Origin of the sequence: Tsukamurella pseudospumae, from assembly GCF_001575205.1 — a bacterium.
Taxonomy (GTDB): domain Bacteria; phylum Actinomycetota; class Actinomycetes; order Mycobacteriales; family Mycobacteriaceae; genus Tsukamurella; species Tsukamurella pseudospumae.
On sequence record NZ_LSRE01000008.1, the window covers coordinates 1 to 24874 of the forward strand.

The window sequence follows — 24874 nt, forward strand, 5'->3', positions numbered from 1 at the left end:
CTCACCCACCTGCTTGCGCGGCTTGCGGCGGGTTCGCTTGCTCTGCAACATGATTCCCTGCCGATCAAGCTCACCTTTCGGCAACACGTACAGCCACCGGTAGATCGCCTCATGCGAGACGGTCCGGCCCTGAGCATCAACAGAACGTTCCATGAGCTCCACACTGGGATCCTGCGCCTCCAACCGCAACCTGCCCGCGATCTGCCGCGGCGTGCACGAGGACTTCAAGTCCGCGAGGACCCGCGCTCTGAGGATCGGATCACGGTCGATCACACGCTCCTGCGGACGCGAACGAGACTGCCGTGCAGTCTTATCCGCGGTGGCACACCGATACCCGCCGGTCTTCGTGGAGTTCCGGTGAATCTCCCGCGAGATCACCGACGGCGCCCTCCCCAGGTGCACCGCAATCGTCCGAATCGACCAGCCGGCCTTCAACCCCGTCGAGATCTCAACCCGATCCTCCACCGTCAACATCCGCCGCACATCAGCCCCGTATCGTCGCACCACCCCGGTCTACCAGGGCTGTTGCTACGACGCTATGACACCGCCACCCCCTCTCGGAGGACCGTCGATGGCGCGGGCCACGTTCCTACAATATTTCCCCAGTCATAATCCCCTAGTGCCGACGCAATCGCCGCTGGTTTCGTCGACAGCCATCCGCGAAGAGTTTCGCGATCAATTTCTGTGCCTCTCAGGCCCGCAGCCGCCTGCGTCACCTTATCAATTATGAAGGCAGAAAGGAGCTCCGAAGAGTCCACTCCTGTACCGACACGCTGCGCCAAACGTATATCACGAAGCCTAAATCGGAACTCGCGCCGAAGAGTCACCGCATCCGAGACTTGAATGAAGCGGCCACGCCGGATCGCGGCCCGAACATGAGGTACCTTGATCTGCAGGCGGTCCATTTCGGTTTCAAGTTCTCGCCCTCCGCCAATGATCAGCGCCATCAGGGACTCTCCACTCGGCCCAAGCTTCGCATTTGTCACATATTCGTACGATTCTGCATTTGGAATCCTGGCCAGGGATTCAATTATCGAAAGGATTCTTCCAGCACTGACAGTCGAGCCTTCAGGGTTAGCAACCGATTTTATCTGGACTACAGATAGAATTTGTCCGTCCACTGAATGGACAGACAAATCAACAGCTTGATCGTCCGCGACGGTCGCGTTCGCGACACCGCTCTGCTCAACGTGCACGTGACCGATTCGACTATTTCTGTACGCCATCTCAAGTACCCGGCTGGCGCTCACGACATACTGAAAGTGAAATCCTCTTGCGGCTTCTCGTCCGCCGTCGATGTCGCTCACGCGTCCATCATCGCACGTTCACTCGCAGTAGCGAATGGCAAACAGCGACGCCAGATGCCCTAACGGATCACAGGCCTAGAGGGCGGGCGGTGGCCATGGCTCGGTCGACCTCCCAGAAGGCGCGGAGCGCAACGATCTTCCCGGCATCGTCGACCTTGTACGTGAAGACGCCTTCCGCGTCGATGACGTGCCCGCCGATGACGGTGCGGATGAGGCCCGTGAAGGCGACCTCGTTCCCGCAGGCGAAGCCGTCGCCGAAGAGGAACTCCAGGGACTCGGCGACGCCGATCGTCTTGTCGTAGAAGGCTGCGATCTCCTCTCGGCCGTGATGCCCCTCGCCCTCGGGGTCGAACCCGGAGGGGCCCACCGGATCCTCGACGACACCGTCGGCGGCGAACAGGTCGAGCCACTCCTCCTTGCGGTGGCCGCTGGCCGCCGCCTGGGAGGCGCGTCCCGCGAGGACGGCGGGGTGATCGTCTTTCATCGGGATCTCCTTGAACTTCAGGCGAACTTACTGATGACGGAGTCGGCGTAGCGGCGCAGGTGGTCGATCTTGGGCTGCAGCGGCTCGGTGTCGGGTCCGAGCTGGTAGGGCAGGCGGAAGCCGACGATGACATCGGTGACGCCCTTGTCCTCAAGGCGCTTGATGCCGTCCACGGTGTACGCGTCCAGGGAGATCACGTGGATCTCGAACTCCTTCTTGTCGTGCTCGGCGCGCAACTCGTCGATCCGGGCGAGCATGCGGTCGAGCTCCTCGCCGTCGCCGCCCGCGTGCATCCAGCCGTCGCACAGGCGCACCGCGCGGCGCAGGGCGGCGTCCGCATGGCCGCCCACCAGGATCGGCAGCGGCTCCGTCGGAACGGGGGCGATCTTGATCGACGGGATGTCGAAGAACTCGCCGTGGTACTCGAAGTACTCGCCGGTCGAGAGCCCCTTGATGATCTCGATGCACTCGTCCATCCGCTTACCCCGGCGCTCGAACGGGACACCCATGATCTCGAAGTCCTCGGGCCACGGGCTGATCCCGACGCCGAGAGAGAACCGGTTCCCACTCATCGCCGCCAGCGAGGCGGCCTGCTTGGCGACCAGCACCGGTGGGCGGATCGGCAGCTTGAGCACGAAGGGCGTGAAGCGGAGGGTCTTCGTGGACGCCGCGAGTGCCGAGGCCAGCACGAAGGTCTCGATGAACTCCTTGCCGTCGAGGAACTCCCGGCTTCCATCGGGCGTGTACGGGTACGTCGAGTCCGAGACCTCGGGATACGCGATGCTGTCGGCCACGCACATGCTGTGATAGCCGACCTCCTCGGCCGCCTGTGCGAGCGGCACGTAGTACGACGGGTCCGTCATCGCCTCGGCGTACGTGAATCGCATGGTCACCCTTTCGTCGATCCGCTTGCGGGCGTTCGCCCCACTTGCTAAAAATAGAACACGTTTCACCGTTTGTACGCGGTATCGAGATCAGGAGTGCGCGTGGACTTCCGTCCGGACGAGAACCAGGTGGCCGTCGCCGGCCTTGCCGCCGACGTGCTCGGCCACGCCGCCGCGCGCCGTGCCGACGGCGCCGCCGCCCACACCGAGGACGCCTGGCGCGCCATCTGGGCCGACCTCGCCAAGGCGGACCTGCTCGGCCTTCCCGCGCCCGAGGACCTCGGCGGCGCAGGCCTCGGCGCCGAGGAGGTGGCGGCCGTACTCACCGAGGGCGGGCGGCTCGCGATCGGCGCGCCCCTGCTCGCCGGGCTCGCACTCGGCATCCTGCCCGTCGCGGCGCACGGCACCCCCGAGCAGCGTGCGGCCCTGCTGCCCGCGGCCCTGACCGGCGACGAGCTCATCGTGGGCGCCCTGGGCGAGGCGGGCGCCGCCATGCCGGTCACCCCCGCGACGCGCGCCGTCCGCACCGCGAGCGGGTGGGCGCTGACCGGACGCAAGGTCGCCGTCGGCTACGCGCAGCACGCCGCGCAGCTGCTCGTGAGCGCGGCCACCGACGACGGTGCCGCGGTCTTCCTGGTGCCCGCGTCCGCGCCCGGTGTCTCCGTCGTCCCGAGCCCCACCTCGACGGGTGCGCCTGAGGGCACCGTCGACCTCGCGGGCGTGGAGGTCCCCGCCGAGGCGGTACTGGGCGCCTCCACGGACGGCACCGTCGCACAGGCGGTGCGGGAGTGCGGCCTGACGGGTGCGGCCGCCGTCGCCGACGGTGCGCTCGCCGGAGCCCTCTCGCTCACCGTCGACCATCTGCGCAAGCGTGAGCAGTTCGGGCGCCCGCTGGGCGCCTTCCAGGCCGTGGCGCAGCAGATCGCGGACGTGTACATCGCCTCCCGCACGCTGCACCTCGCAGCCGTCTCCGCCGCGTGGCGCACGGGCACCGGGTCCCCCGCCGACGAAGCCACGGCGCTCGCGGCGCACTGGCTGGCGACGGAGGCACCGTCGGCCGTGCGGACCTGCCACCACCTGCACGGCGGCATCGGGGTCGATGCCACGTACCCGCTGCACCGGTTCTACTCGACCATCAAGGACCTCACCCGGTTCGTGGGCGGCGGCCCGCAGACGGTGCGCGCCCTCGCCGCGGCGCACCGCGACGACGCCACCGGCGCCGACGAGTCCGGGCGGTTCCTCGCGCTGACCACCGCGCAACGGGCGCTGCAGGCGGAACTGCGCGACTACTTCTCCGCACTGATGACCCCCGAGGAACGCACCGAGATGCTCGTGCAGCGGCACGGCGAGGTGTTCCGGGACGTGGTGCGGCGCATGGGCCGCGATGATCGCCTGGGCGTGGGCTGGCCGACGGAGTTCGGCGGCAAGGGCTTCGGGCCGATCGAGCAGTACCTGTTCGTCAACGAGGCCTCGCGCGCCGACGTGCAACTACCGTCGGTGACACTGCAGACCGTCGGGCCGACGCTCCAGGCGTTCGGCACCGAGGAGCAGAAGGCGCGGTTCCTTCCCAAGATCCTCTCGGGCGAAGTGCATTTCGCCATCGGCTACACCGAGCCCGAGGCGGGCACGGACCTCGCGTCGATCCGCACCACCGCCGTCCGCGACGGAGACCACTACGTGGTGAACGGCCAGAAGATCTTCACGACCGGCGGCCACGACGCCGACTACGTGTGGATCGCGGTCCGCACCGACCCGGATGCCCCGAAGCACAAGGGCATCTCGATCCTCATTCTGGACACGAAGGATCCCGGCTACAGCTGGACGCCGATCATCACGGCGGACGGCGCGCATCACGTGAACGCCACGTACTACAACGACGTGCGGGTGCCCGCGGACATGCTGGTCGGCGTCGAGAACGAAGGGTGGAAGCTGATCACCACCCAGCTCAACCACGAGCGGGTCATGCTCGGCCCGTCCGGCAGGATCGGCTCGCTGTACGACCGGGTGGACGCCTGGGCCCACGAGAAGGAACTGCTGGGCGACCCCGACGTGTCGGGTGCGCTGGCGCGGGTCCGCGCGGCGGAGCTCATCAACGAGTTGCTGAACTGGCAGGTCGCGGCCGCCGAGGCGGGCGGCCCCGTCGACGTGGCGGACGCCTCCGCCACCAAGGTGTTCGGCTCCGACCGGATCCAGGGCCTCACGGCGCTGCTGGAGGAGACGGTCGGGACGCACGGCGACCCGTCCGATCCCGCGACCGCGGAGCTGCTGCACTGGCTCGACGTCCAGGCCAAGCGGCACCTGGTACTGACCTTCGGCGGCGGCGTCAACGAGATCCAGCGCGAACTCATCGCCCTCATGGGCCTGCAGCTGCCGCGGGTGCCCCGATGAGCGCGGCCGAAGACGCCCCCATGACGCCCGACTCCGACGCCACCACGGCCGCAGTGCTCGCCGCCGCGGAACGGATCCGTGCCCTCGGCGACTCCGCGCCGCGAGCGGGCCGCGACCCGGTGAACCAGCCGATGATCAACAACTGGACCGAGGCGATCGGCGACGCCAACCCGCTCTACGCGGACCCCGCGTTCGCGGAGCAGTCGGTGTTCGGCGGGCCCGTCGCCCCGCCGGCGATGGCGCAGGTGTGGTCCATGCGCGGGCTGCACGGCGAGCGTGCCGCCGACGACCCGCTGGGTCTCATGACGGAGGCCCTCGACGAGCTCGGCTTCACCTCGGTCGTCGCCACCAATTCCGACCAGACCTACCACCGGCACGTGCGGCCCGGCGAGGAGATCACCGCGTCGTCGCGGCTCGAGGACGTGGTGGGCCCCAAGAAGACCGCGCTCGGCGAGGGCTGGTTCTTCACGACGCGCACGCTGTGGCGCGTGGGCGACGAGGTCGTGGCCGAGATGGTCTTCCGCATCCTCAAGTTCCGGCCGCCGGCCGCCGACGCCGCCCCGGCGGAGACCGCCGTGCCCACCGCGGGGCCCAGCGGACGCATCGTGGACGCCTCCGGCTACGCGGGCGGCGTACTACGGCCCGTGATCTCGCGCGACACGGCGTTCTACTGGGAGGGCGCCACGATCGGCGAGCTGCGGATCCAACGCTGGGGCGAGACGCTGCGGCACCCACCCGGGCCCATGGACCCGGGCGGCGATCTGTCGCTCGTCCCCGACCACATCGTCTCCCCCGGCACCGGCACCGTCTTCAGTTTCGTGGTGCACCACCACCCCAAGGTCCCCGGCAAGCGACTGCCCTTCGTGGTCGCGCTCGTGGAGCTCGACGAGGGCGTGCGCGTACTGGGCGAGCTGATCGACGTGGATCCCGAGACCGTCGAGATCGGGATGCCCGTACAGGCAGTGTTTTTGCGAGTCGATGACGACCTGACCCTGCCCGCGTGGGAGGCCCGGTGACGTACCCCTCTTCGCTCCGCGATGACGACGACATGACCCTGCCCGCCTGGGAGGCCCGGTGACGTACCCCTCTTCGCTCCGCGATGACGACGACATGACCCTGCCCGCCTGGGAGGCACGATGACGTACCCCGCAACCCTCAGGGCCGCCGAGGTCACCGTCGGGACGGCGCTGCCGCCCATGACGATCCACGCGACCACGACCTTCGTCGCGACCACCGCGATCGCGACCCGCGACTTCCAGGACGTCCACCACGACCGCGACGCGGCGATCGCGCGCGGCAGTAAGGACGTCTTCGTCAACATCCTCACCGACAACGGCCTGGTCCAGAAGTACGTGACCGACTGGGCGGGCCCGGAGGCCTTCGTGCGGAACATCTCCATCCGGCTCGGCGCGCCATGCTACGCCGGCGACACCCTCGCGTTCTCGGGCACGGTCACGCAGGTCGACGGTGCCGCAGTCACCGTCGCGGTGACCGCGAAAGACAGCCTGGGCGATCACATCTCCGGCACCGCGACCGTGGTGCTGCCGGCATGAGCGGGCTGAGCGGCAGGGCCGCGATCGCCGGCATCGGCGCCACCGAGTTCTCCAAGGACTCCGGCCGTAGCGAGCTGCGCCTGGCAGTGGAGTGTGTGCGGGCAGCGCTCGACGACGCGGGCCTCACCCCGCAGGACGTCGACGGCCTGGTGACCTTCACCATGGACACCAACTCCGAGATCGCCGTGGCCCGCGAGCTGCAGATCCCTGAGCTGAAGTTCTTCAGCCGCATCAACTTCGGCGGTGGAGCCGCCGCAGCGACGGTGCAGCAGGCCGCGATGGCCGTCGCGACGGGCGTGGCCGACGTGGTGGTCGCCTATCGCGCGTTCAACGAGCGGTCCGGGCACCGGTTCGGACAGGTCTCGAACACCGCCGCGCAGCAGGTGAACACCAACGGCATCGACAACGCCTTCCACTACCCCGCCGGGATCGCCACGCCGGCAGCCACCGTCGCCATGGCGGCGCGCCGCTACATGCACGACTTCGGCGCCACGAGTGAGGACTTCGGCCGCGTCGCGGTCCTGGATCGCGCCCGGGCCGCGACCAACCCGAAGGCCTGGTTCCACGGTAAACCGATCACCCTCGACCAGCACCAGGTGTCGAAGTTCGTCGCCGAGCCGCTCCACCTCCTCGACTGCTGCCAGGAGTCCGACGGCGGTGTGGCGCTGGTGATCACGAGCGCAGAGCGCGCCCGCGACCTGCAGCGAACGCCCGCGATCATCTCCGCCGCAGCGCAGGGCAGCGGCCCCGACCAGTACGTGATGACCAGCTACTACCGCGACGGGCTCACCGGCCTGCCCGAGATGGGCGTCGTGGCCGGCCAGCTGTGGGCGCAGGCGGGAATGGCACCGTCGGACATGGACCTGGCGGTGCTCTACGACCACTTCACCCCCTACGTGCTCATGCAGCTCGAGGAGCTCGGCTTCTGCGGGCGGGGGGAGGCACCGTCGTACCTGGCCGCCGGCACCTGCGAGCTCGACGGGGCCCTGCCCCTCAACCCGCACGGCGGGCAGCTGGGCGAGGCGTACATCCACGGTATGAACGGCATCGCCGAGGCGGTGCGCCAGCTGCGCGGGACGGCGGCCAACCAGGTCGCCGGCGCGGAGCGCGCCGTGGTGACCGCCGGGACCGGGGTTCCGACCAGCGGTTTGGTGCTGAGTAAGGTCTGAGGGATGAGCGAGTCGGATTCGGACAAGGTGGACCTGCGCAGCGAGATCCCGCGCTTCAAGGAAGCCACCCCGCCGCCCGCGTTCGGCGAGTTCGTCGAGAACATGCGCCGGCTGCAGGACCTCGCGGTGAGCGTCGACGCCCCCGACGGGGTGTACGAGGCCGCACGGGACAGGGTCGCCGAGCTGATCGAGCTGCTGGCCCCGTTCCAGGCGCGCGAAGGCAAGGGACCCGCGAACCGATCCATGTCGCTGCCCGGGCGCGGCAGCCTGCTGATGCCGCCCTTCCACGTCGAGAAGTTCGATGCGGAGTCCGTCGTGGCTCGCGGCGTGCTCCGTCGGTATCACCTCGGCGGCGGCGGGGTCGCGCACGGCGGCGTCCTGCCGCTGATCTTCGACGACAACTTCGGCAACGTGGTCTACGCGGCGAAGCGGCCCATCAGCCGGACCGCGTACCTGCACGTCAACTACCGCAAGGTGACCCCGCTCGACGTGCCGCTCGTGATCGAGGGCAAGGTCGATCGGGTGGACGGGCGGAAGACCTTCATCACCGCCCGGCTCACCGAGGAGGACGGGACACTGCTGGCCGACGGCGAGGGCCTGATGGTGCAGCTGCTCCCCGGCCAGCCCTGAGGCACGCCGGGGAGCCGTTCGCGCGGCCGAGCCGCGGCTGCTACTTCTTGCCGCCCAGCGCCCCGTCGATGCTGCTCACGTCGCTGATCACCCAGTTCTGCTTGGTGTCGATCGTCAGCGCGTAGGTGGTCACGGACGGAATCCCCTGGGGCCGCTGCGTGCTCTTGGTGACGACGTTGACGAAGACGTTGACGACCATGATGTCGTCCTTGTCCGAGACGACGATGGTGCCGAGCGGAGTGGCGGTGGACTGCCACTGCAGCGGTACGTACACCTGCTCCAAGTCCGTCGAAGCGGTCTTGAGCGTGTTCGCCAGCTCCGGCGTCGTGTTCGCCACCAGCGCGGTGCGCCAGGGATCGAGGTTCTGGTAGTCGACGGTGGCCGCGCCGATCGCGTACTTGACCGCCACGTCCTTGGCGCGCGCGTTCCGGTCCTCGGTGTGGGTGATCGACGCCAGCTGCCCGCGCGCGTCGTCGCGATCCGACGACGCCGAGAGCCAGAGGAATCCGAACGCGGTCGCGGCGACGGCGAGGACGACGACGACCGCCGCCAGGCCGAGCATGAGCGGCGTGACCACGATGCCCCGCTGCTTCTCCGGCTCCGCGGATGCCACCTGCTCCGCAGCCTTCTTCGTGAGCTTCGGCGTCACCGGTGCGGTCGGCTCGTCGACCTCGTCCGCGCCCGTCAGGCCGTCGTCGAGGACCCCGTCCGGATCCGATTTCGTTGCCGCCATGGTGCTACCCCTCTCCCGCGGCGCCGTCCTCGAATGCCCAGGCAGGACAGCTCAGCGCCACGGTATCGTGAGCAGAACTGTAACACGTTCCAGTTTTGGCCGGAACGATTCGCGGACGATTCCCGGAGCCGGGCGTCACATCGACGCGACGGCCCGAAGGCTACCCGGCACGGGACTGCCGCGCGAACGGATCGTCGAACACCGCCGTCGACTGCGCGGCGGCGATCCGCCAGGCCCCGTCCTCCTTGGACAGCACGTAGAGCGGGGCGGACTCGAGCTGCGGCGCACCGTCGGACCCGAGGGGCCGCACCCGGACGCTCACCGCGGCCACGTCCGGACGGATGAACAGGATGCGCTCGACACGGTAGTGCGCCCCTGCCCGCACCCCGGAACCGCGGATCGTCCGCGCGAGGAAGCCGTCGATCGCGGCCCTGCCGTGCAGCCGGCGGCCGTGCGCGGTGGTCCAGACCGCGTCGTCGCGGAAGAGCGAACGCACGCGGGGCACGCTGCCCTCGCGTTGCGATGCGAGCACCTCGGAGACGAACTCCACGATCGCGGCGGCGTCGTCGAGCGTGCCGTCGCCGAGGATGTCGGGAAGGTCGCGGAAGCGGTCGTCAGCCATGCCTCCAGGCTCGCTTATCAACCCCGGTTGAGGTCAAGGCTTCGATTCAGTGCGATTCGAGGGGATGCGCATCCACGCGCCGGTAGTACAGCTCGTGGATCAGGCGCAGGGTCAACAGAACGCCGGTCACGATCAGCAGGAAGATCATGAGCCGGAACGTTATTCGGGCCCGCATCGGGCCGGTAGGGATGTTGACGCGGTCCTGACGGAACCTTGACGGCGGCGACGTCAAAGTGATATCACTTAAATTAAGTGATATCAGAATAAGGAGGGGTGATGACAAGCATCGTTCAACCCGAGGACACCCAGGTGGCCGTCACGGAGCGCACCGCGTGGCATGCCGGCGCCGGCGCCGCCGTGGCCGCGTTCGTCGGCTTCCTCGCGCTCGTCGCGGGCGCGGTCGGTCTGGTGATCCTCTCGATCTCGACGCAGACGCCGGTGCTGATCGTCGGCGCGGTCGTCCTGGCCATCGCCGCGCTGCTGTTGGTCAGCATGGTCGTGGTCGTCGCGCCCGGGCACACCCTGGTGGTGCAGCTGTTCGGCAAGTACGTGGGAACCGTGCGCGCCCAGGGCCTCGGGCTCGTCCTACCGCTGACGACGCGGCAGCGGGTCTCGGTGCGCGTGCACAACTTCGAGACCGCCGAGCTCAAGGTGAACGATTCCACCGGAAACCCGGTGAACATCGCGTCGATCATCGTCTGGCAGGTCGCCGACACCGCCCGGGCCACCTTCGCCGTCGAGGACTACGAGGAGTTCATCGTCTCGCAGGCCGAGTCCGCGCTGCGGCACGTGACCACCAGCCATCCCTACGACGCCGACGAGGCCGTGGCGGGCGCGACATCGCTGCGCGGATCCACCGACCAAGTGGCCGCCGAACTGGCCGAACAGGTCGCCGCGCGCGTCGAACTGGCCGGACTCGAGATCCTCGAAGCGCGCATCTCCTCGCTCGCCTACGCCCCGGAGATCGCGCAGGCCATGCTGCAGCGACAGCAGGCCTCCGCCCTCCTCGCGGCGCGCGAGAAGATCGTCGAGGGCGCCGTCGGCATCGTCGAGAACGCGCTCACCCGGCTCGAGGAGAACGGCACCGTCGAGCTCGACGACGAGCGCCGGGCCGCAATGGTGTCCAACCTCCTGGTGGTCCTGTGCTCGGACAGCCGCACCACGCCGGTGGTGAACACGGGGAGCCTGTACAGCTAGTGGACGCACCGGAGGCGGGAAAGGAGCGGGGCCGCAAGGCGGTCCCGCTCCGGATCGACCCCGCGGTGCACCAGGCGCTCGCCAAGTGGGCCGCGGACGATCTGCGCAGCGTCAACGCGCAGATCGAATTCCTCCTGCGCCGCGCGCTCGACGATGCCGGGCGCATGCCCGCGAAGGCGCGCCCGATGCGCGGGCCGGGGCGGCCGCCGACGAACCCTGAACAGCCCTAACGATTGTTGTCCAGATCGATAAGGCAAGCGTAACCTTCCTTCTCGCAGATCGCGGCCCCGCGACATCGCGACCGGAAGGAACCCCCGTCCCATGAAGCTCTCCCTGGCGCGCGTCACGCTCGCCGCACTCACGATCGGCGCGCTCACCGCGTGCGGCAGCGGCGCACCGTCGGACTCGGCGAACAGCAGCACCAGCGCCGGAGGCGGGTTCCCGCGGACCGTCGAGCACGCGATGGGAACGACGACGATCCCGAGCGCGCCGCAGCGGGTGGCCGCGCTCGACGCGTCCTTCACCGACGCGACGCTGATGCTGGACACGAAGGTCGTCGCGTTCACGGAGTACAACACCCTCGGCAGCAAGCTGCCCGACTACCTCGGCGCGTCCGCGACGAACTTCGGCGCGGAGGCCGTGAGCGTCGGGAAGCTCGCGGCGCCGTCGCTGGAGAAGGTCATCGCCACCAAGCCCGACCTCATCGTCAGCGCGAAGGTCCGACACGGCAAGGAGTACCAACAGCTCTCGGGTATCGCGCCGACGGTCTTCAGCGAGACCACCGGTCCCACGTGGAAGGACAACATCCGACTGCTGGCCAAGGCCCTCGGCAAGGAGACTCTCGCCGACCAGCGGCTCGCAGAGTACGAGGCGCAGGCGCGGGCGGTGGGCGCCGCCGTGAAGGCGAAGGCGGGACCCGACACCACCATCTCCGTGGTGCGCTTCCTCGACGGCCCGACGCGCCTCTACGCGAAGAAGTCCTTCTCCGGCATCGTGCTCCAGGACGCGGGTCTCGCGCGGCCGGCGTCGCAGAACATCGACGACTTCATGACGGAGATCAGCGCCGAGCGGATCCCCGCCGCGGACGGCACCAAGATCTTCGTGACCACCAACGGCGACAAGGGGTCCGACTCGTTGAACACCTTCCGGCAGAACCCGCTGTGGGCCCCGCTGGTGCCGCGGGTCGTGGAGGTCAAGGACGCCGAGTGGATGAGCGCCGTGAGCGTGCAGGGCGCCTATCACATCCTCGCGGACATCGCGAAGGCCTTCGACGTGACGGGTCCCGTTGTCCCGGCGTGGATCTCGGGGAAGTAGCGCGCCCGGCGGCCGCTTAGGCGACCGCCGCGGGGACGGCGACTCGAGGCCGGATTCGACGGATGGGGTCGATCCGCGGGCTATGAAATTGTGACCGCCAGTGCCAAACCGGACGTCTCCGGTGGGCACTGGCAGTCACGATGAACGGGGCGGCGAACGCGGTGCACCGTAGCATCGGGGCATGACAACGGTGCCGATCCTCGCCGAAGCAGGACTGAGTGAATGCGCGCGGATACCCGAGTGCGCTCAGGAGATGAACCGCGACATGCTCGTCTTTCTCGGGATCTTCGGCGGCGTCCCCCTCCTTCTGATCGTCTCCGCGGTCGTGTTCCTGCTGTTCCGGGTCCTCCCGCGGCGGCGATGATGACGGTGCAGCCGACGATCGAGCGCGAGACTCTCGACGCAGAACTGCGTGCTCAGTTCGAAACCTTCCTCGATGAGCACCGGGAGCGACTGGCCGCCGTCCTCGACGGTCTCACCGAGCAGGAAGCAAGGGCGTCTCTCGTCCCGTCCCGCACCACCCTGCTCGGCCTCCTCAAGCACGGATCCTTCGTGGAGAAGGTGTGGTTCGACGCCGCGCTCACCGGCCGGACCCGCGCGGAGATCGGGATCCCCGAGAACCCGGACGAGTCCTTCGTCCTCGCCGCCGACGACGACATCCCGACGGTGCGCGCGACGTACGAGCAGGCGTGCGCCGCCTCCCGCCGGGCGACTGCGCATCTCTCGCTCGACGACCCCCTGCCCGGACATCGACTCAGCCCTCTGCCCCTGCGATGGGCGTATCTCCACGTGCTGCGCGAGCTGGCCCAGCACCTCGGTCACGCCGAGATCCTGCGGGAGCAGCTACTCGCCAAACGTGCCAGCTGAGCGGTGCATTTGGTGGTCGACGGGGCGGTCAGTACACTTGGTCCTCGGTCCTGCACCCGTGTGGGGCCACGCCGCCTTAGCTCAGTCGGTAGAGCGCTTCACTCGTAATGAAAAGGTCGCGAGTTCGATTCTCGCAGGCGGCTCCACCGAAGGCCAGGTCGGACGCGTTTTCCGACCTGGCCTTCGCCGTACCCCGTGCCGTCGCCGGATGTCTGGACACACTCGCGCCCGAGCCCTGCAGCGCAGAGCCGGGCACATCCCGGATTCCCGGACTATCGTCTGGACTCATGTCCAGCTCGACGGAACTCCCCCGCAGGCGGCTGTCCCCGGCCCAGGCCGAGACGGTGGCCAGGCTGTGCGCCGCGGTGCCGGCGGCGCTCGCCGAGCACGGTGTCGACGGGTTCACCGTGCGCGTGGCGGCGCGCGCAGCGGGCGTCTCGCCGGCGACTGCGTACACGTACTTCTCCTCAAAGAACCACCTGATCGCGGAGGTGTTCGCGCGCCGCGTGGAGGCGGAACTCGTCGGGCCCGACCCGGCGGCCGCGCCGCGGGAGCGCGTCCTGCAGGTGCTCACCGGCCTCGTCGAGCTGGTGCTGATCGACCCGCAGTTCGCGACCGCGGTGAACACCGCGCTCCTGGGCCACGAGTCCGACGCCCAGGCCGCGCGACTGCGCGTCGGGCTGCTCATCCGCGCCAGGCTGTTGGAGGCCCTGGGGCGCGGCGCACCGTCGGGCCTGGTGGAGTCCGTCGAGCTCGCGTACTCCGGCGTGCTGGTCCAGGCCGGGATGGGGTACCTCGACGTCGAAGCGTCGAAGGCGGCGCTGACGCGCGCCGTCGACCTGATGATGTCGAACTGACGGACAAGAACCTGTTCCCCTTCGACACGTTCTGGACTATTGTCTGGACACATGTCCAGTCCAATTCTCGATCCGTACTCCTACGCCTTCCACGACGACCCGTACCCGGTTTTCGAGCGGCTGCGCGCGGAGCGGCCCGTGTACTACAACCCGGAGCGCGACTTCTGGGCCCTCTCGCGGTACGACGATGTGCGCGCCGCCTTCCGCGACACCGAGCGCCTCTCCAGCGCGTGGGGCGTGACGCTGGAACCCGCGGCCTACACACAGGACGCCGAGTACGCGATGAGCTTCCTCGCCATGGACGACCCGCGTCACCTGCGGATCCGGCGACTGGTCGCGAAGGCGTTCACCCCCAAACGCATGGCGGCACTGCGGCCGTGGATCGAGGAGCGCGTACGCGCGCACTGGGCGGCGTGCCTGGACCGCGGCGAGTTCGACTTCGTCGCCGACTTCGCCGCGCTCGTCCCGATGGAGGTGATCTCCGAGATGATGGGCGTCCCGATCGCCGACCGGGACGAACTGCGCCGGCTCGGCGACGTGTTGATCCACAGGGAGGACGGCGTTTTCGACGTCCCGCAGCCCGCCGCGGAGGCCTTCTTCGGCCTGTATCGGTACTATCTTGACCTCGTCGGCGAGCGTCGCGCTCGGCCAGCGGACGACCTGGTCTCCGCATTGATCGCTGCGCAGGTCAAGAACGACAGCGGTGCACAGGAATCGCTCACCGACGCGGAGATCGTCGGCATCCTGATCCTCATGATCGTGGCCGGCAACGAGACCACCACCAAGCTGCTGGGCAACGCGATCTACTGGGGCGCACGACATCCCGACGAGGGAGCGAAGCCCTTCGGCGCACCGTCGGCCATCCCGGACTGGTCGGCGGAGACCCTGCGCTACGACACGTCGACGCAGATGTTGCTGCGGCGCGCGGCCACCGACGTGGAGTTCCGTGGAACTGTAATCCCCCAAGGGGATCGGGTCCTGCTGCTCGTGGCGTCGGCGAACCGCGACGCGGACGTGTTCAACGATCCCGCCGCGTACCGGATCGGTCGGGACACCTCTGCGTCACTGAGTTTCGGCTTCGGGAGTCACTTCTGCCTCGGCTCGCACCTGGCGAAGCTGGAGGCCGATATCGCGCTGGGCGAGGTGGTGTCGACGGTGCGCGGCTACGAGGTGGACTTCGAGAACGTCGAGCGCGTGCACTCGCTCAACGTGCGCGGACTCTCCTCACTGCCGGTGCGGGTCTCGCGACGGTGATCCGTCCCGTTAGTCGACGAGGACGCGCCACCACCCGTCGGACAGGCTCTGGCATCGATTGGTGCCGCAGCGGTCCGGGGAGCTCCCGTCGGGCCGGTATTGGAGCGTCGTCATGCTGAAGAACCCGTCGCTGCTGAACAGACGGAAAGTGACCACTCCGTCGACCTTGCTCGTGCTGGACACCTCCTGAGTGCCGATCGTCCGATCATTCTGATCGTGGAACTCCGCGCGCGGATCGGCGATCGCCTCCCGCGCCGCCACGGTGAGCCGGGGCTCGTCGTACGCCCACCGCGCCTTCTGCGGCAGTCCCGAGAATGCTGCACCCAGCCCGAGCAGGCCGATCGTCGGGATGATCAGCAAGTGCCATGCGAACCGCTTACGACGGAACGCCCAGGTCACGAGGTAGGCGAGCCACGCGACGACGAGCGCTACGCCGACGAGGAGCGTGAGCACCGACCACCCGAAGCCCGCGCCGATGGTCTGCGCCCACAACCAGGCGAGCACCTCGATCACGACAAGCCCGGCGAGAATCGCACCGAAGGTCCCGAGCGCCGTCGCCCCCTGACCGGAATCCGCATCCATCACGCCAGAATAGCGATTCACGAACTACGTCTAGCGGATCAGCCGCGGGATCAGCCGGACGAACACGACCATCACCACCAGCTCGACGAGGGTCTGCGTGACCACCACCAGCGGCGCCAGATCGTACGCGGCCGGTAGGGCCAGGACCAGCGGCAGGATCACCAACGAGTTCCGGGTCACGCCGCTGAACACGACGCTGCGCCGGCTCGGGACGTCCAATCCGGCGAACCGTCCCGCGACCGCGCCGATCGGGGTCATGACGACCGCGAACAGCACGTAGACGGGGACCGTCAGCAGCAGAGACGACAGCTCGGAACGCACACCCGCGATCTGCGACGCGACCACCACCGCGAGCGTGAGCACCATGACCGGCACCATCGCGCCCGACACCGCCGCGGAGAGCACAGCACCCCAGCGAGTGCGCGCCGCCGCCCACTGCGTCGCACCGGCCAGCACCAGCGGCAACGCGATGATCACGACGAACGCTCGCACGAAGGGCGCGACGTCGAGGGTCCGCACGACATCGGCACCCACGAACAGCCACAGGTACGCGGGCAGCAGGATCATCTGCGCCAGCATGAGCAGCGGCGCCGCGGCGAGCAGCCGGTCCTTCGCCCCGCCCGCGAGGCCGCTGAACACGATCACGTAATCGATGCACGGCGTCAGCAGTACGAACAACACCCCGACCAGCAGCACCCTGTCGTGCGCGACGATCCGCGACACCAGCAGCACCACGATCGGCACGGCGACGAAGTTCACCGCCAGGACCGTGCCGAGGAAGCGGACATCGCGCAGCGCCTCCCCCATGCGCGCGAACGGGATTCCCAGAAAGGTCGCGTACAGCAGCGCGGCGAGGGCCGGTTCGACGAGCGCCCCGGCGGGGCCGGACACCGTCGGGACGGCGAGGCCGAGCGCGGCACCGATGGCGAGCCCGGCCACGTACAACGCGACCTGGTGCGTCTCCATCCGATCCACGACTGTCCGAATTCCCGTCACGCGCACACCCTAGCGACGCCCCGGATCAGTAGGGTTCCCTCCATGGGTGCGCCGACGGAACAGAACTGGCCCGAGCCCTCGGACCGGGTCAAGGAGCTCATCCGGCGCGCCGCGGAGTTCGCCAGCAACGCCCCCGACGAATGGGTGACCGCGCTGCAGGACGCGACGCTGACCGGCATCATCCTGTCCCCCATCGCCGCGGATCCGACCCTGGCGGAGCTGGTGCGCAACTCCGACACCGCGGTCATGCTGCACTGGGCGGCGCACAACCTCGCGCACCCGGGCCGCCGGGTACCGCCGAACATCGACTCCGCGGACGCCCTCGCCGTCGCCCGGGACCTCGTCCGACGGGGCCTCGACCTGCACGGCATCGACACCTACCGCAAGGGCCTCAACACCGCCTGGGCGCTGTGGATGAACGTCTGCTTCGAGCTCACCGACGACCCCGCGGAACTGCGCGAACTCCTGTCCGTCACCTGGGCCTCGATGTCGGCCTACGTCGACGACACCATCGACGCGATCACGATCCGGATGGCCGGCGAACGCGAGCAGCTCACGACGGGGACCAACGCGGACCGTCTGGCTGCGGTCACGCTGATCCTCGAGGGCGCCCCGATCACCCGGTCACGGGCCGAGCAACAGCTGGGATACCGGCTCACCGGCCCGCACACCGCCGCGGTCATCTGGACCACCGGCACCGTCGGCGACCTCGACGCCGCCGCCCACGCCCTCGCGCGGCACGCCGGGGTGACCCGGCCGCTGACCGTCGTCGCGAGCGCGTCGGCGCTGTGGCTGTGGCTCCCAGGCACCGTCGTCACGAACTCCGGAGACCTGGCCCGCGAGCTGTCCGACCACCCCGAGGTCCGCGTCGCGATCGGCCGACCGGGCGACGACCTCGAGGGTTTCCGCCGCAGCCACCTGGACGCGGGCACGGCGCAGCGCGTGATGACCCGGCTGCGGACCCGTCGCCGCGTGGCCGGGTACGACGACATCGCGCTGATCTCGCTGGTCACGAGCGACACCGGGAAGGCCGACGAGTTCGTCCGGGACACCCTCGGTGACCTGCTGACCGCCGACCGGGAGACCCGCGAGACCGTGGCCGCGTACGTCGACGAGCAGTTCAACACCTCCCGCACCGCCGAGCGGCTCTACACCCACCGCAACACGGTGATCCGGCGCCTGACCAGGGCGGACGAGCTGCTTCCGCGCCCGCTGACGGACAACCCGACGGGCGTGGCCGTGGCGCTCGACGTGCTGCGCTGGCTCGGCCCGGACGGGCCCGCATGACGCGGCCCGGACGGCCGGCATGACGAGGCCCGGAAGGCCGGCATGACGCGGCCGGGCGGGCCCGCGTGACGATCTGCACCAACCTGTGGGACAACCGGGTGCAATCTGCGCTGGCCGCGAGGGGCCGCCGAGCGAGAGAGTGAGTCATCGGTTCTATCACGGAGCCCTCGGACCAGGAGAGACACGCATGACGAACACCACCGGAGAGCATCTCGACATCATCGTGATCGGCGCCGGCATCTCCGGCATCGGCGCGGGACACTACATCACCGACGAGCTGCCGTCGAAGTCCTTCGCGATCCTCGAGGGCCGCGCGACCTTCGGCGGCACCTGGGATCTGTTCAAGTACCCCGGCATCCGGTCCGACTCCGACCTGCACACCTTCGGCTACGAGTTCAAGCCCTGGGAGTCCAAGGACTCCATCGCCGACGCGCACAAGATCATCGACTACCTGCGCGAGACGATCGAGGAGAACGACCTCACCGACAAGATCCGCTACAACCACAAGGTGCTCTCCGCCGACTGGTCGAGCGAGGACGCCCGCTGGACCCTGCAGGTCGAGCGCGACGGGGAGCAGGTCGCGATGACCGCGAGCTGGGTGTTCTTCGGCAGCGGCTACTACGACTACGAGCAGGGCTTCACCCCCGAGTTCACCGGCCGCGAGACCTTCGCGGGCCAGATCATCCACCCGCAGTTCTGGCCCGAGGACCTGGACTACACCGGCAAGAAGGTCGTGGTCATCGGGTCCGGCGCCACCGCCGTCACGCTCGTCCCCTCGCTGCTGACCGGCGCGAAGCGGGCCTCGCACGTCACCATGCTGCAGCGCACGCCGAGCTACATCATGCCGGTGCCCAAGCAGGACCCGCTGACGAACCTGTTCCATCGGGCCTTCGGCCACAAGATCGGCCACGGGCTCAGCCGCAAGCGGTTCATCTGGCAGCAGCGCGGCGTGTACGTCTTCGCCCAGCGCTTCCCGGATCTCGCACGCAAGATCATCCGCAAGGAGAACGCCAAGCGCCTCCCCGAGGGCTACCCGGTGGACGTGCACTTCAACCCGCCGTACAACCCCTGGGACCAGCGCCTGTGCGCCGTTCCCGACGGTGACCTGTTCAAGGCCATCCGCAGCGGCGACGCGGCCGTGGCCACCGACAAGATCGTGACCTTCGACGAGACCGGCATCGAGCTCGCCGGCGGCGAGCACCTGGACGCCGACATCATCGTCACGGCCACCGGCCTCAAGCTCAAGCTGTTCGGCGGCGTGCAGCTGTCCGTCGACGGGCGGCCCGTCGACGTCACCGAGTCCGTGATCCACCGCGGCGCGATGCTCTCGGGCGTCCCGAACGCGGCGCTCGCCATCGGCTACACCAACTCGTCCTGGACGCTCAAGGTCGGGATGCTGTGGAAGTACATCACCACGCTGATCGGCACGATGGACGAGCGCGGCCTCGACACGGCCGTCGCGGTCGCCGACCCCGACATGCCGACCCGCCCCGCCCTCGACTTCGAGGCCGGCTACGTCCAGCGCGCACTGAACGAGCTGCCCCGCCAGGGCGAGGCCGACGACTGGCGCATGTCCATGAGCTACTTCGAGGACGCCAAGCGCCTGAACAGCGAGCTCTCCCTCGGAGAGGAGTCGGGCCTGCGGCTGACCTCCAGCGCGCACGCCAAGGTCACCGTCTGACCTGCAACGATCACCGCTTCCGCCCGTCTACCGCTACCGTTGACTCGGTGCGGTCGACGGGCGGCGCGGATGAGGTGGGGATGAACGAGAAGCAAGTCGCGGGTCAGCGGGTGACCCGTGCGCTTCGCCGCGGAGGTCTCGGATGAACGAGCAGCAGGTCGCGGGCTACCGGGTGGTCCGCAAGCTCGGCGGCGGCGGCATGGGCGAGGTCTACCTCGTCCAGCACCCGCGCCTGCCCCGCCAGGACGCCCTCAAGCTGCTGCACACGTCCGTGAGTAGCAACCCGCAGTACAAGGCGCGGTTCGATCGCGAAGCCTATGTGCTCGCGCAGCTCAACCACCGCAACATCATCCACCTGTACGACCGGGGCGAGGTCGACGGCCGGCTGTGGATCACGATGGAGTACGTCGCCGGGCCGGACACCGCGCAGATGCTCGCCCAGCGCGGGCCGATGCCGCTGCCGCTGGCGATCGAGATCGCCGACGGTGCCGGGGCGGCCCTCGACTACGCCTACCGGCAGGCGCGGATCACCCACCGCGACGTCAAGCCCGCCAACATCCTTGTGGCCTTCGATTCCGACGGTGCGCCGCAGGTCAAGCTCGCCGACTTCGGCATCGCCAAGGCGGCGGGCGAGGCCGTCGGCGTCACGTCCACGGGCATCACGGTCGGCACGATGTCGTACATGTCGCCCGAGGCCTTCGACAACAAGAACCTCGACAACCGGGCGGACCTGTACTCGCTCGGCTGCACCGTGTTCGAGCTGCTCACGGGCGCGCCGCCGTTCCCCGGCGACTCCCCCGCGGCCGTCATCGCCGCGCACCTGAACCAGCCCGCCCCGAAGATCACGGCCCGCAATTCTTCACTGCCGGGCCACCTCGACGCCGTCTTCCGCAAAGCCCTCGCCAAGCGTCCCGAGGACCGGTACGCCACCTGCGCCGAGTTCGTCGCCGGGCTGCGCGGAGAATCGCCGTCCGTGCCGCCCGGCACCGCACAGCAGCGTATGCCTGCGGGGACCGCGCAGCAGTCCGTTCCCGCCTTCACCGGCGAACACACGGGCGCCCAGCCCGGCTCCGGCACCGCGCCGTACCCGGGGCCGCCGACGGGGCAGTACGTCCCGACCGGCGAGTACCCCGGACCGCACACCGCGGCCCAGCCCGCTCCCACCCGTGCCGAGCAGCTCCCCGCCTCGGCCCGGCAGCAGGAGCCACTCACACCCGCCCCGGCGAAGCCCCGGAGGTGGGGCCGCGCGGTCGCCGCGCTGGTGGCCGTGGTGATCATCGCGCTGGCGGCGGGCGTGTTCTACGTGGTCAACCAGCCCGGGGGCGGGGGATCCGGCGGGGGCGGTTCGACGGTGACCGCATCCTCGGTCACGCCCGTCTACTTCCAGGGCGGCGCCGAAGCGTCCAAGTACGCCCAGAACGTCCTGACGGGAGACAAGCCGTCCTGGCGCACCGACGACTACTTCTCCGGTCCCGGCTTCGGCGGCCTCAAGAGCGGGACGGGTCTGCTCATCACCCTGGACAAGGCGGTGTCGATCACCTCGGGCACCATCACCTCGCCCAGCGACGGCTCGACCGTGGAGATCCGGATCGCCGACTCGGCGTCGCTGAACTCGCTCGACGGCACGACCAAGATCTGGAGCGGGACACTGTCGAGCGGCGAGACGCACTTCAGCGCGAGCGGGGCACCGTCGTCGAAGTACGTGCTGGTGTGGATCACCGGACTGGTGAAAGTCGACAGCGGTAAATGGTCCACCACCCTGGCGCAGGTCCAGTTCAGCGGGAAGTAACCACCAGCTCCCCCGCTCGGCCGGGCCGGCTCAGCGGCGATGGTCGCGCAGCGCCGAGGAGACGCCGGCGGCCATCGCGTCGAGCGCGACGACCGGCTTGACGTTGAGGTCGATGGCCTCGCGGCACTCGAGGATCGACTCGACGCACCGCAGTAGGCCCTCGGGGCGGGCGAAACCGGCGAGCCGCCGGGTCTGCTCGGCTTCGTCGGGATGCATGAGGGTGACCTGTGCGCCCGTGCCCTGGACCAGCGCATCGCGGAACAGGGCCGCGAGGTCTATGAGCGCGCGGTCGAGCGCATCCCGCACCGCACGGGTGCCGCGGGCCTTCTGCCGCTTCTCGAGGTCCTTGAGCTGGCCCGCCGAGCCGCGCATGACGCCCGCAGTGCCGCGGCCGCTGCCGCCCGCGCCGAGGGCCGTCTTCAGATCCTCGGTCTCGCGCTCGTTGAGATCGGCGTTGATCTCCTTGGCGGTGCTCTCCGCGTCGCGGAGCAACTGCTCGACGACCCCGTACACGCCCTCCGAGGTGGCGGCGCGGGCCAGCCCCAGCGCCTGTTTGCGCTGTTTCTGCGCCTCGGGGTCCGTCGCGAGGCGTTTGGCCCGGCCGACGTGGCCGCCGGACACCCCGGCGGCCCACGCGGCGCGATCGGCGTCGATGCCGTCGCGCTCGAGCACCGCGGCGATCGCGGGCGCCGAGGGTGTGACGAGCGGCACGTGCCGGCAGCGGGACTTCAGGGTGACGGAGATGTCCTCCGGGTCGACAGTAGGCGCGCAGAGCAGCACGATCGTCTGCCCCGGCGGCTCCTCGACCATCTTGAGCAGCGCGTTGCCGGCCTGCTCCGTGAGGCGATCGGCGTCCTCGATGAGCACGATCTGCCAGTGCCCGACGGACGGCCGCCGCGACGCGTCGGCCACCACCTCCCGCATCTGCTTGACGGCGATGGACAGCCCGTCCGGGGCGATGGACCGGACGTCGGCATGGGTCCCGGCCAGCACCGTCGTGCAGGCGCGGCAGCGTCCGCAGCCCGGCTCGTCCGGGTCCTCGCACTGCAGCGCCGCCGCGAGCGCGCGCGCCGCGACGGACCGGCCGGACCCGGGCGGTCCGGTGAACAGCCACGCGTGCGTCATGGCCGATCCGGCGAGGTCCGCGACCGTGCCCCCGCTCGCGACGACCTCCCGCGCGGCCGTCGCGGCGGCCCGGAGGCCGACCACCACCGCTTCCTGCCCCACCAGGCGATCGAACACTGAGCTCACCCCCACAGCTTAGCCATCCGGCTGGCCCTCCCCCGATCACACAGCGCAGGCTAAGTTGGAGCGGTGGCAGCACCGAAGAGCAGACTCAGTCGCGCACTGCGACTGGCGCGGTGGCTCGCCAAGACGCCGTGGCCGATCTTCGCGCTCGACATCCTGCGGTCGAACATCCTGGGCGCGGTGTTCGTGTTCGGTTTCCTGCGGTTCGCGCTACCCGTTCAGCAGTCCGTGCAGTTGCAGGAGATCAGCGGCGTCAACCTGCTGGTGTTCGTCACCTACCTGGTGGCCGCGAGCCTGCTGGGCATGCTGATCGGACTGCAGCTCGTGCTGCCGGTGCTGCGCTGGCATCGCCGCAGCGCGCCCCACGACCCCGAGATCTCCCGCCGCGCGCTGGCGATCCCCGGGCGCATGGCGCTCCTGCAGGCCGTGCTGTGGCTGGTGGGCGGCGCGATCTTCGTCGTCATCAACTTCACCAGCTCGCACGGCATCCCCATCGTCATCGCGATGACGGTGCTGCTGGGTGCGATCACCACCTGCGCGCTGAGCTACATGCAGACGGAGCGGGTGCTGCGGCCCATCACCGTCGCGGCGCTGGCGCAGGAGCCGCAGGGTACGGCGGGGCTCTCCGTGACCACCCGGATCCTACTGAGCTGGGTGCTCGGCACCGCGACCCCGATCGTCGGCATCATCATGGTCGTCGTCTCCCAGGAGACCGGCGTGATCGACCCGGACGCGCGCACCGTCGTCAATCCCGTGCTGTTGCTGTCGGTCGTGGCCCTGGGCGCGGGCCTGCTCGGCACCGTGCGCGCGGCGAAGTCGATCGGCGACCCGATCAGCGACCTGTTCCGCGCTCAGCGCAAGGTGCGGGGCGGCGACTTCACCGCGTCGGTGAAGATCTACGACTCCAGCGAGCTGGGCCTGCTGCAGGCCGGGTTCAACGACATGGTGCACGACCTCGCCGAGCGGCAGCGGATGCGCGACATGTTCGGCCGGTACGTGGGCGAGGACGTCGCCCGACAGGCACTCGAGCACGGCACGCACCTCGGCGGCGAGATCCAGGAGGTGGGCGTCCTCTTCGTCGACCTGGTGGGCTCCACGAAGCTCGCCGTCACCGAGGAGCCGGCGGCAGTCGTGGACCTGCTCAACGACTTCTTCAAGGTGGTCGTGGACCTGGTCGACCTGCACGGCGGCTTCGTCAACAAGTTCCAGGGCGACGCGGCGCTGGCGATCTTCGGCGCCCCGCTGCCGCACCCGGACGCCGCAGGAGCCGCGCTGGCCGCGGCGCGGGAGATGCGGTTCCAGCTCAGCGACGTGCTCGGTGGGACGGGCTTCGGGATCGGCGTCTCCGCCGGTCAGGTCGTCGCCGGACACATCGGTGCGCGGGCGAGGTTCGAGTACACCGTGATCGGCGACCCGGTCAACGAGGCCGCCCGGATCACGGAGATCGCGAAGTCGGAGCCCTCGTCGCTGCTCGCCGCCGGCCGGGCCGTGGAGGCCTCGACGCCCGCTGAGCAGGCCCTGTGGGTGCTGGGCGAGGCCATCGAACTGCGCGGGCGCGGCCAGCTCACCCGACTGGCGCGCCCCGTGGAGGACTGAGGGCCGCGGGGCGCCGCCGATGCGCTCGACCGCCGAGGCGGAGGGCGGGGCGAGGGCGGGCGCGGCACAGGGCGTGGTCCACCTGACCACCCATGCGCCGGACGCATGGCTACAAAAACCCAGTTCAGAGACTGTTTTTCGCGTTCTTGCCATGCGTGCCACGCATGCCGCACCACACCGAGCCGGTGGCGGATGCGAGAGAAGCGTCGGGACGCCACGGCGTTCGGCGGTGCCGCTCGGCAGGCGGTGTGGGCGTCACCATGCGACCGAGTCGCAGTCGACATCTTTCGAAGCGTTCTGCGACAGATCGGACTGAATCGATCGCAGAAAGCTTCGAAAGATGTTCGCCGGGGTGCGGTTTCGCAGAATCTTCAGTAGTGCGCCCCGGGATCGACCGCGCGTACAGGGACGCCCGCAGATGAGCGCCATGCACGGC

At 69.3% G+C, this 24874-nt stretch carries 25 protein-coding genes and 1 tRNA gene; 17 read left to right on the forward strand and 9 right to left on the reverse strand.

Annotation, left to right across the window (positions count from 1 at the left end):
- The 4 genes from AXK61_RS05220 to AXK61_RS05230 form a co-directional block, all read right to left on the reverse strand.
- Window positions 1-474 (reverse strand): helix-turn-helix domain-containing protein (locus AXK61_RS05220; RefSeq protein WP_156485575.1); only part of this gene is annotated, 474 nt, incomplete at its 3' end.
- 62 nt (window positions 475-536) lie between these two features.
- Window positions 537-1307: a hypothetical protein gene (locus tag AXK61_RS24840; RefSeq protein WP_156485576.1), complete on the reverse strand. Its 771-nt coding sequence runs from the start codon at window positions 1305-1307 to the stop codon at window positions 537-539.
- A 67-nt stretch (window positions 1308-1374) separates the two neighbouring features.
- On the reverse strand, window positions 1375-1791 hold the full coding sequence (locus tag AXK61_RS05225; protein ID WP_068571297.1) for a nuclear transport factor 2 family protein: 417 nt from the start codon (window positions 1789-1791) through the stop codon (window positions 1375-1377).
- 17 nt (window positions 1792-1808) lie between these two features.
- Window positions 1809-2678: a TIGR03619 family F420-dependent LLM class oxidoreductase gene (locus AXK61_RS05230; protein ID WP_068571514.1), complete on the reverse strand. Its 870-nt coding sequence runs from the start codon at window positions 2676-2678 to the stop codon at window positions 1809-1811.
- Between the two features lie 99 nt (window positions 2679-2777).
- Here AXK61_RS05230 and AXK61_RS05235 point away from each other — a divergent pair, with 99 nt between their 5' ends.
- From AXK61_RS05235 to AXK61_RS05255, 5 genes are all read left to right on the forward strand, one after another.
- Window positions 2778-5063, forward strand: coding sequence for an acyl-CoA dehydrogenase (locus AXK61_RS05235; protein WP_068571515.1), 2286 nt, complete (start codon window positions 2778-2780; stop codon window positions 5061-5063).
- The gene (locus AXK61_RS05240) at window positions 5060-6079 is read left to right on the forward strand and encodes an OB-fold domain-containing protein (RefSeq protein ID WP_082789225.1); all 1020 of its coding nucleotides are present in this window, start codon (window positions 5060-5062) and stop codon (window positions 6077-6079) included. The genes AXK61_RS05235 and AXK61_RS05240 overlap by 4 nt, the downstream gene beginning before the upstream one ends.
- A 120-nt stretch (window positions 6080-6199) precedes the next feature.
- The gene (locus tag AXK61_RS05245) at window positions 6200-6616 is read left to right on the forward strand and encodes a hotdog family protein (protein WP_068571299.1); all 417 of its coding nucleotides are present in this window, start codon (window positions 6200-6202) and stop codon (window positions 6614-6616) included.
- Complete coding sequence (locus AXK61_RS05250; RefSeq protein WP_068744165.1) at window positions 6613-7785, forward strand: lipid-transfer protein; 1173 nt, start codon at window positions 6613-6615, stop codon at window positions 7783-7785. The genes AXK61_RS05245 and AXK61_RS05250 overlap by 4 nt, the downstream gene beginning before the upstream one ends.
- Before the next feature lie 3 nt (window positions 7786-7788).
- Window positions 7789-8415 (forward strand): PaaI family thioesterase, encoded by a 627-nt coding sequence (locus tag AXK61_RS05255; protein ID WP_068571301.1) that lies wholly within the window; start codon window positions 7789-7791, stop codon window positions 8413-8415.
- A 40-nt stretch (window positions 8416-8455) separates the two neighbouring features.
- Here AXK61_RS05255 and AXK61_RS05260 read toward each other — a convergent pair whose 3' ends face one another.
- Window positions 8456-9148 carry a hypothetical protein gene (locus AXK61_RS05260; protein WP_068571302.1) on the reverse strand — a complete coding sequence of 231 codons (693 nt, stop codon included), beginning with the start codon at window positions 9146-9148 and terminating at the stop codon, window positions 8456-8458.
- Between the two features lie 160 nt (window positions 9149-9308).
- Entirely contained in the window at window positions 9309-9770 is a 462-nt protein-coding gene (locus AXK61_RS05265) for an SgcJ/EcaC family oxidoreductase (RefSeq protein ID WP_068744167.1), read from the reverse strand.
- A 276-nt stretch (window positions 9771-10046) separates the two neighbouring features.
- On the opposite strand from AXK61_RS05265, the gene AXK61_RS05270 reads away from it, so the two are divergent.
- The 8 genes from AXK61_RS05270 to AXK61_RS05300 all read left to right on the forward strand — a co-directional run bounded on the left by AXK61_RS05270 (window position 10047) and on the right by AXK61_RS05300 (window position 15259).
- A complete protein-coding gene (locus AXK61_RS05270) occupies window positions 10047-10967 on the forward strand; it encodes an SPFH domain-containing protein (RefSeq protein ID WP_068744169.1) in 921 nt (306 codons plus the stop codon).
- On the forward strand, window positions 10967-11197 hold the full coding sequence (locus AXK61_RS05275) for a type II toxin-antitoxin system antitoxin (protein ID WP_068571304.1): 231 nt from the start codon (window positions 10967-10969) through the stop codon (window positions 11195-11197). The genes AXK61_RS05270 and AXK61_RS05275 overlap by 1 nt, the downstream gene beginning before the upstream one ends.
- A 91-nt stretch (window positions 11198-11288) precedes the next feature.
- Window positions 11289-12281, forward strand: coding sequence for an ABC transporter substrate-binding protein (locus AXK61_RS05280; RefSeq protein WP_068744171.1), 993 nt, complete (start codon window positions 11289-11291; stop codon window positions 12279-12281).
- A gap of 181 nt (window positions 12282-12462) precedes the next feature.
- Complete coding sequence (locus AXK61_RS24845) at window positions 12463-12645, forward strand: hypothetical protein (protein ID WP_139057900.1); 183 nt, start codon at window positions 12463-12465, stop codon at window positions 12643-12645.
- A complete protein-coding gene (locus tag AXK61_RS05285) occupies window positions 12645-13148 on the forward strand; it encodes a DinB family protein (RefSeq protein WP_197466749.1) in 504 nt (167 codons plus the stop codon). Before AXK61_RS24845 ends, AXK61_RS05285 begins: the two co-directional genes overlap by 1 nt.
- Before the next feature lie 70 nt (window positions 13149-13218).
- A tRNA-Thr gene (locus AXK61_RS05290) sits at window positions 13219-13294 on the forward strand.
- Between the two features lie 141 nt (window positions 13295-13435).
- Entirely contained in the window at window positions 13436-14005 is a 570-nt protein-coding gene (locus tag AXK61_RS05295; RefSeq protein ID WP_068571307.1) for a TetR/AcrR family transcriptional regulator, read from the forward strand.
- A gap of 51 nt (window positions 14006-14056) precedes the next feature.
- Window positions 14057-15259, forward strand: a complete 1203-nt coding sequence (locus tag AXK61_RS05300) for a cytochrome P450 (protein WP_068571308.1) — start codon at window positions 14057-14059, stop codon at window positions 15257-15259.
- A 9-nt stretch (window positions 15260-15268) separates the two neighbouring features.
- Here AXK61_RS05300 and AXK61_RS05305 read toward each other — a convergent pair whose 3' ends face one another.
- Window positions 15269-15841, reverse strand: coding sequence for a hypothetical protein (locus AXK61_RS05305; RefSeq protein WP_068744174.1), 573 nt, complete (start codon window positions 15839-15841; stop codon window positions 15269-15271).
- Window positions 15842-15871: 30 nt separating this feature from the next.
- Complete coding sequence (locus AXK61_RS05310) at window positions 15872-16837, reverse strand: arsenic resistance protein (RefSeq protein WP_231855438.1); 966 nt, start codon at window positions 16835-16837, stop codon at window positions 15872-15874.
- Between the two features lie 42 nt (window positions 16838-16879).
- Between AXK61_RS05310 and AXK61_RS05315 the strand changes: the two genes are divergently transcribed.
- The 3 genes from AXK61_RS05315 to AXK61_RS05325 all read left to right on the forward strand — a co-directional run bounded on the left by AXK61_RS05315 (window position 16880) and on the right by AXK61_RS05325 (window position 21594).
- Window positions 16880-18124: a PucR family transcriptional regulator gene (locus tag AXK61_RS05315; protein WP_068571310.1), complete on the forward strand. Its 1245-nt coding sequence runs from the start codon at window positions 16880-16882 to the stop codon at window positions 18122-18124.
- Window positions 18125-18311: 187 nt separating this feature from the next.
- Window positions 18312-19805 (forward strand): flavin-containing monooxygenase, encoded by a 1494-nt coding sequence (locus AXK61_RS05320; RefSeq protein WP_068571311.1) that lies wholly within the window; start codon window positions 18312-18314, stop codon window positions 19803-19805.
- 142 nt (window positions 19806-19947) lie between these two features.
- Window positions 19948-21594 (forward strand): serine/threonine-protein kinase, encoded by a 1647-nt coding sequence (locus AXK61_RS05325; protein WP_068571312.1) that lies wholly within the window; start codon window positions 19948-19950, stop codon window positions 21592-21594.
- Between the two features lie 30 nt (window positions 21595-21624).
- Here the strand turns inward: AXK61_RS05325 and AXK61_RS05330 are convergent, their stop codons facing one another.
- Window positions 21625-22845, reverse strand: a complete 1221-nt coding sequence (locus tag AXK61_RS05330) for a DNA polymerase III subunit delta' (protein ID WP_068571313.1) — start codon at window positions 22843-22845, stop codon at window positions 21625-21627.
- 63 nt (window positions 22846-22908) lie between these two features.
- On the opposite strand from AXK61_RS05330, the gene AXK61_RS05335 reads away from it, so the two are divergent.
- A complete protein-coding gene (locus AXK61_RS05335; protein WP_068571314.1) occupies window positions 22909-24438 on the forward strand; it encodes an adenylate/guanylate cyclase domain-containing protein in 1530 nt (509 codons plus the stop codon).
- The last annotated feature ends 436 nt before the right edge of the window (window positions 24439-24874 follow it).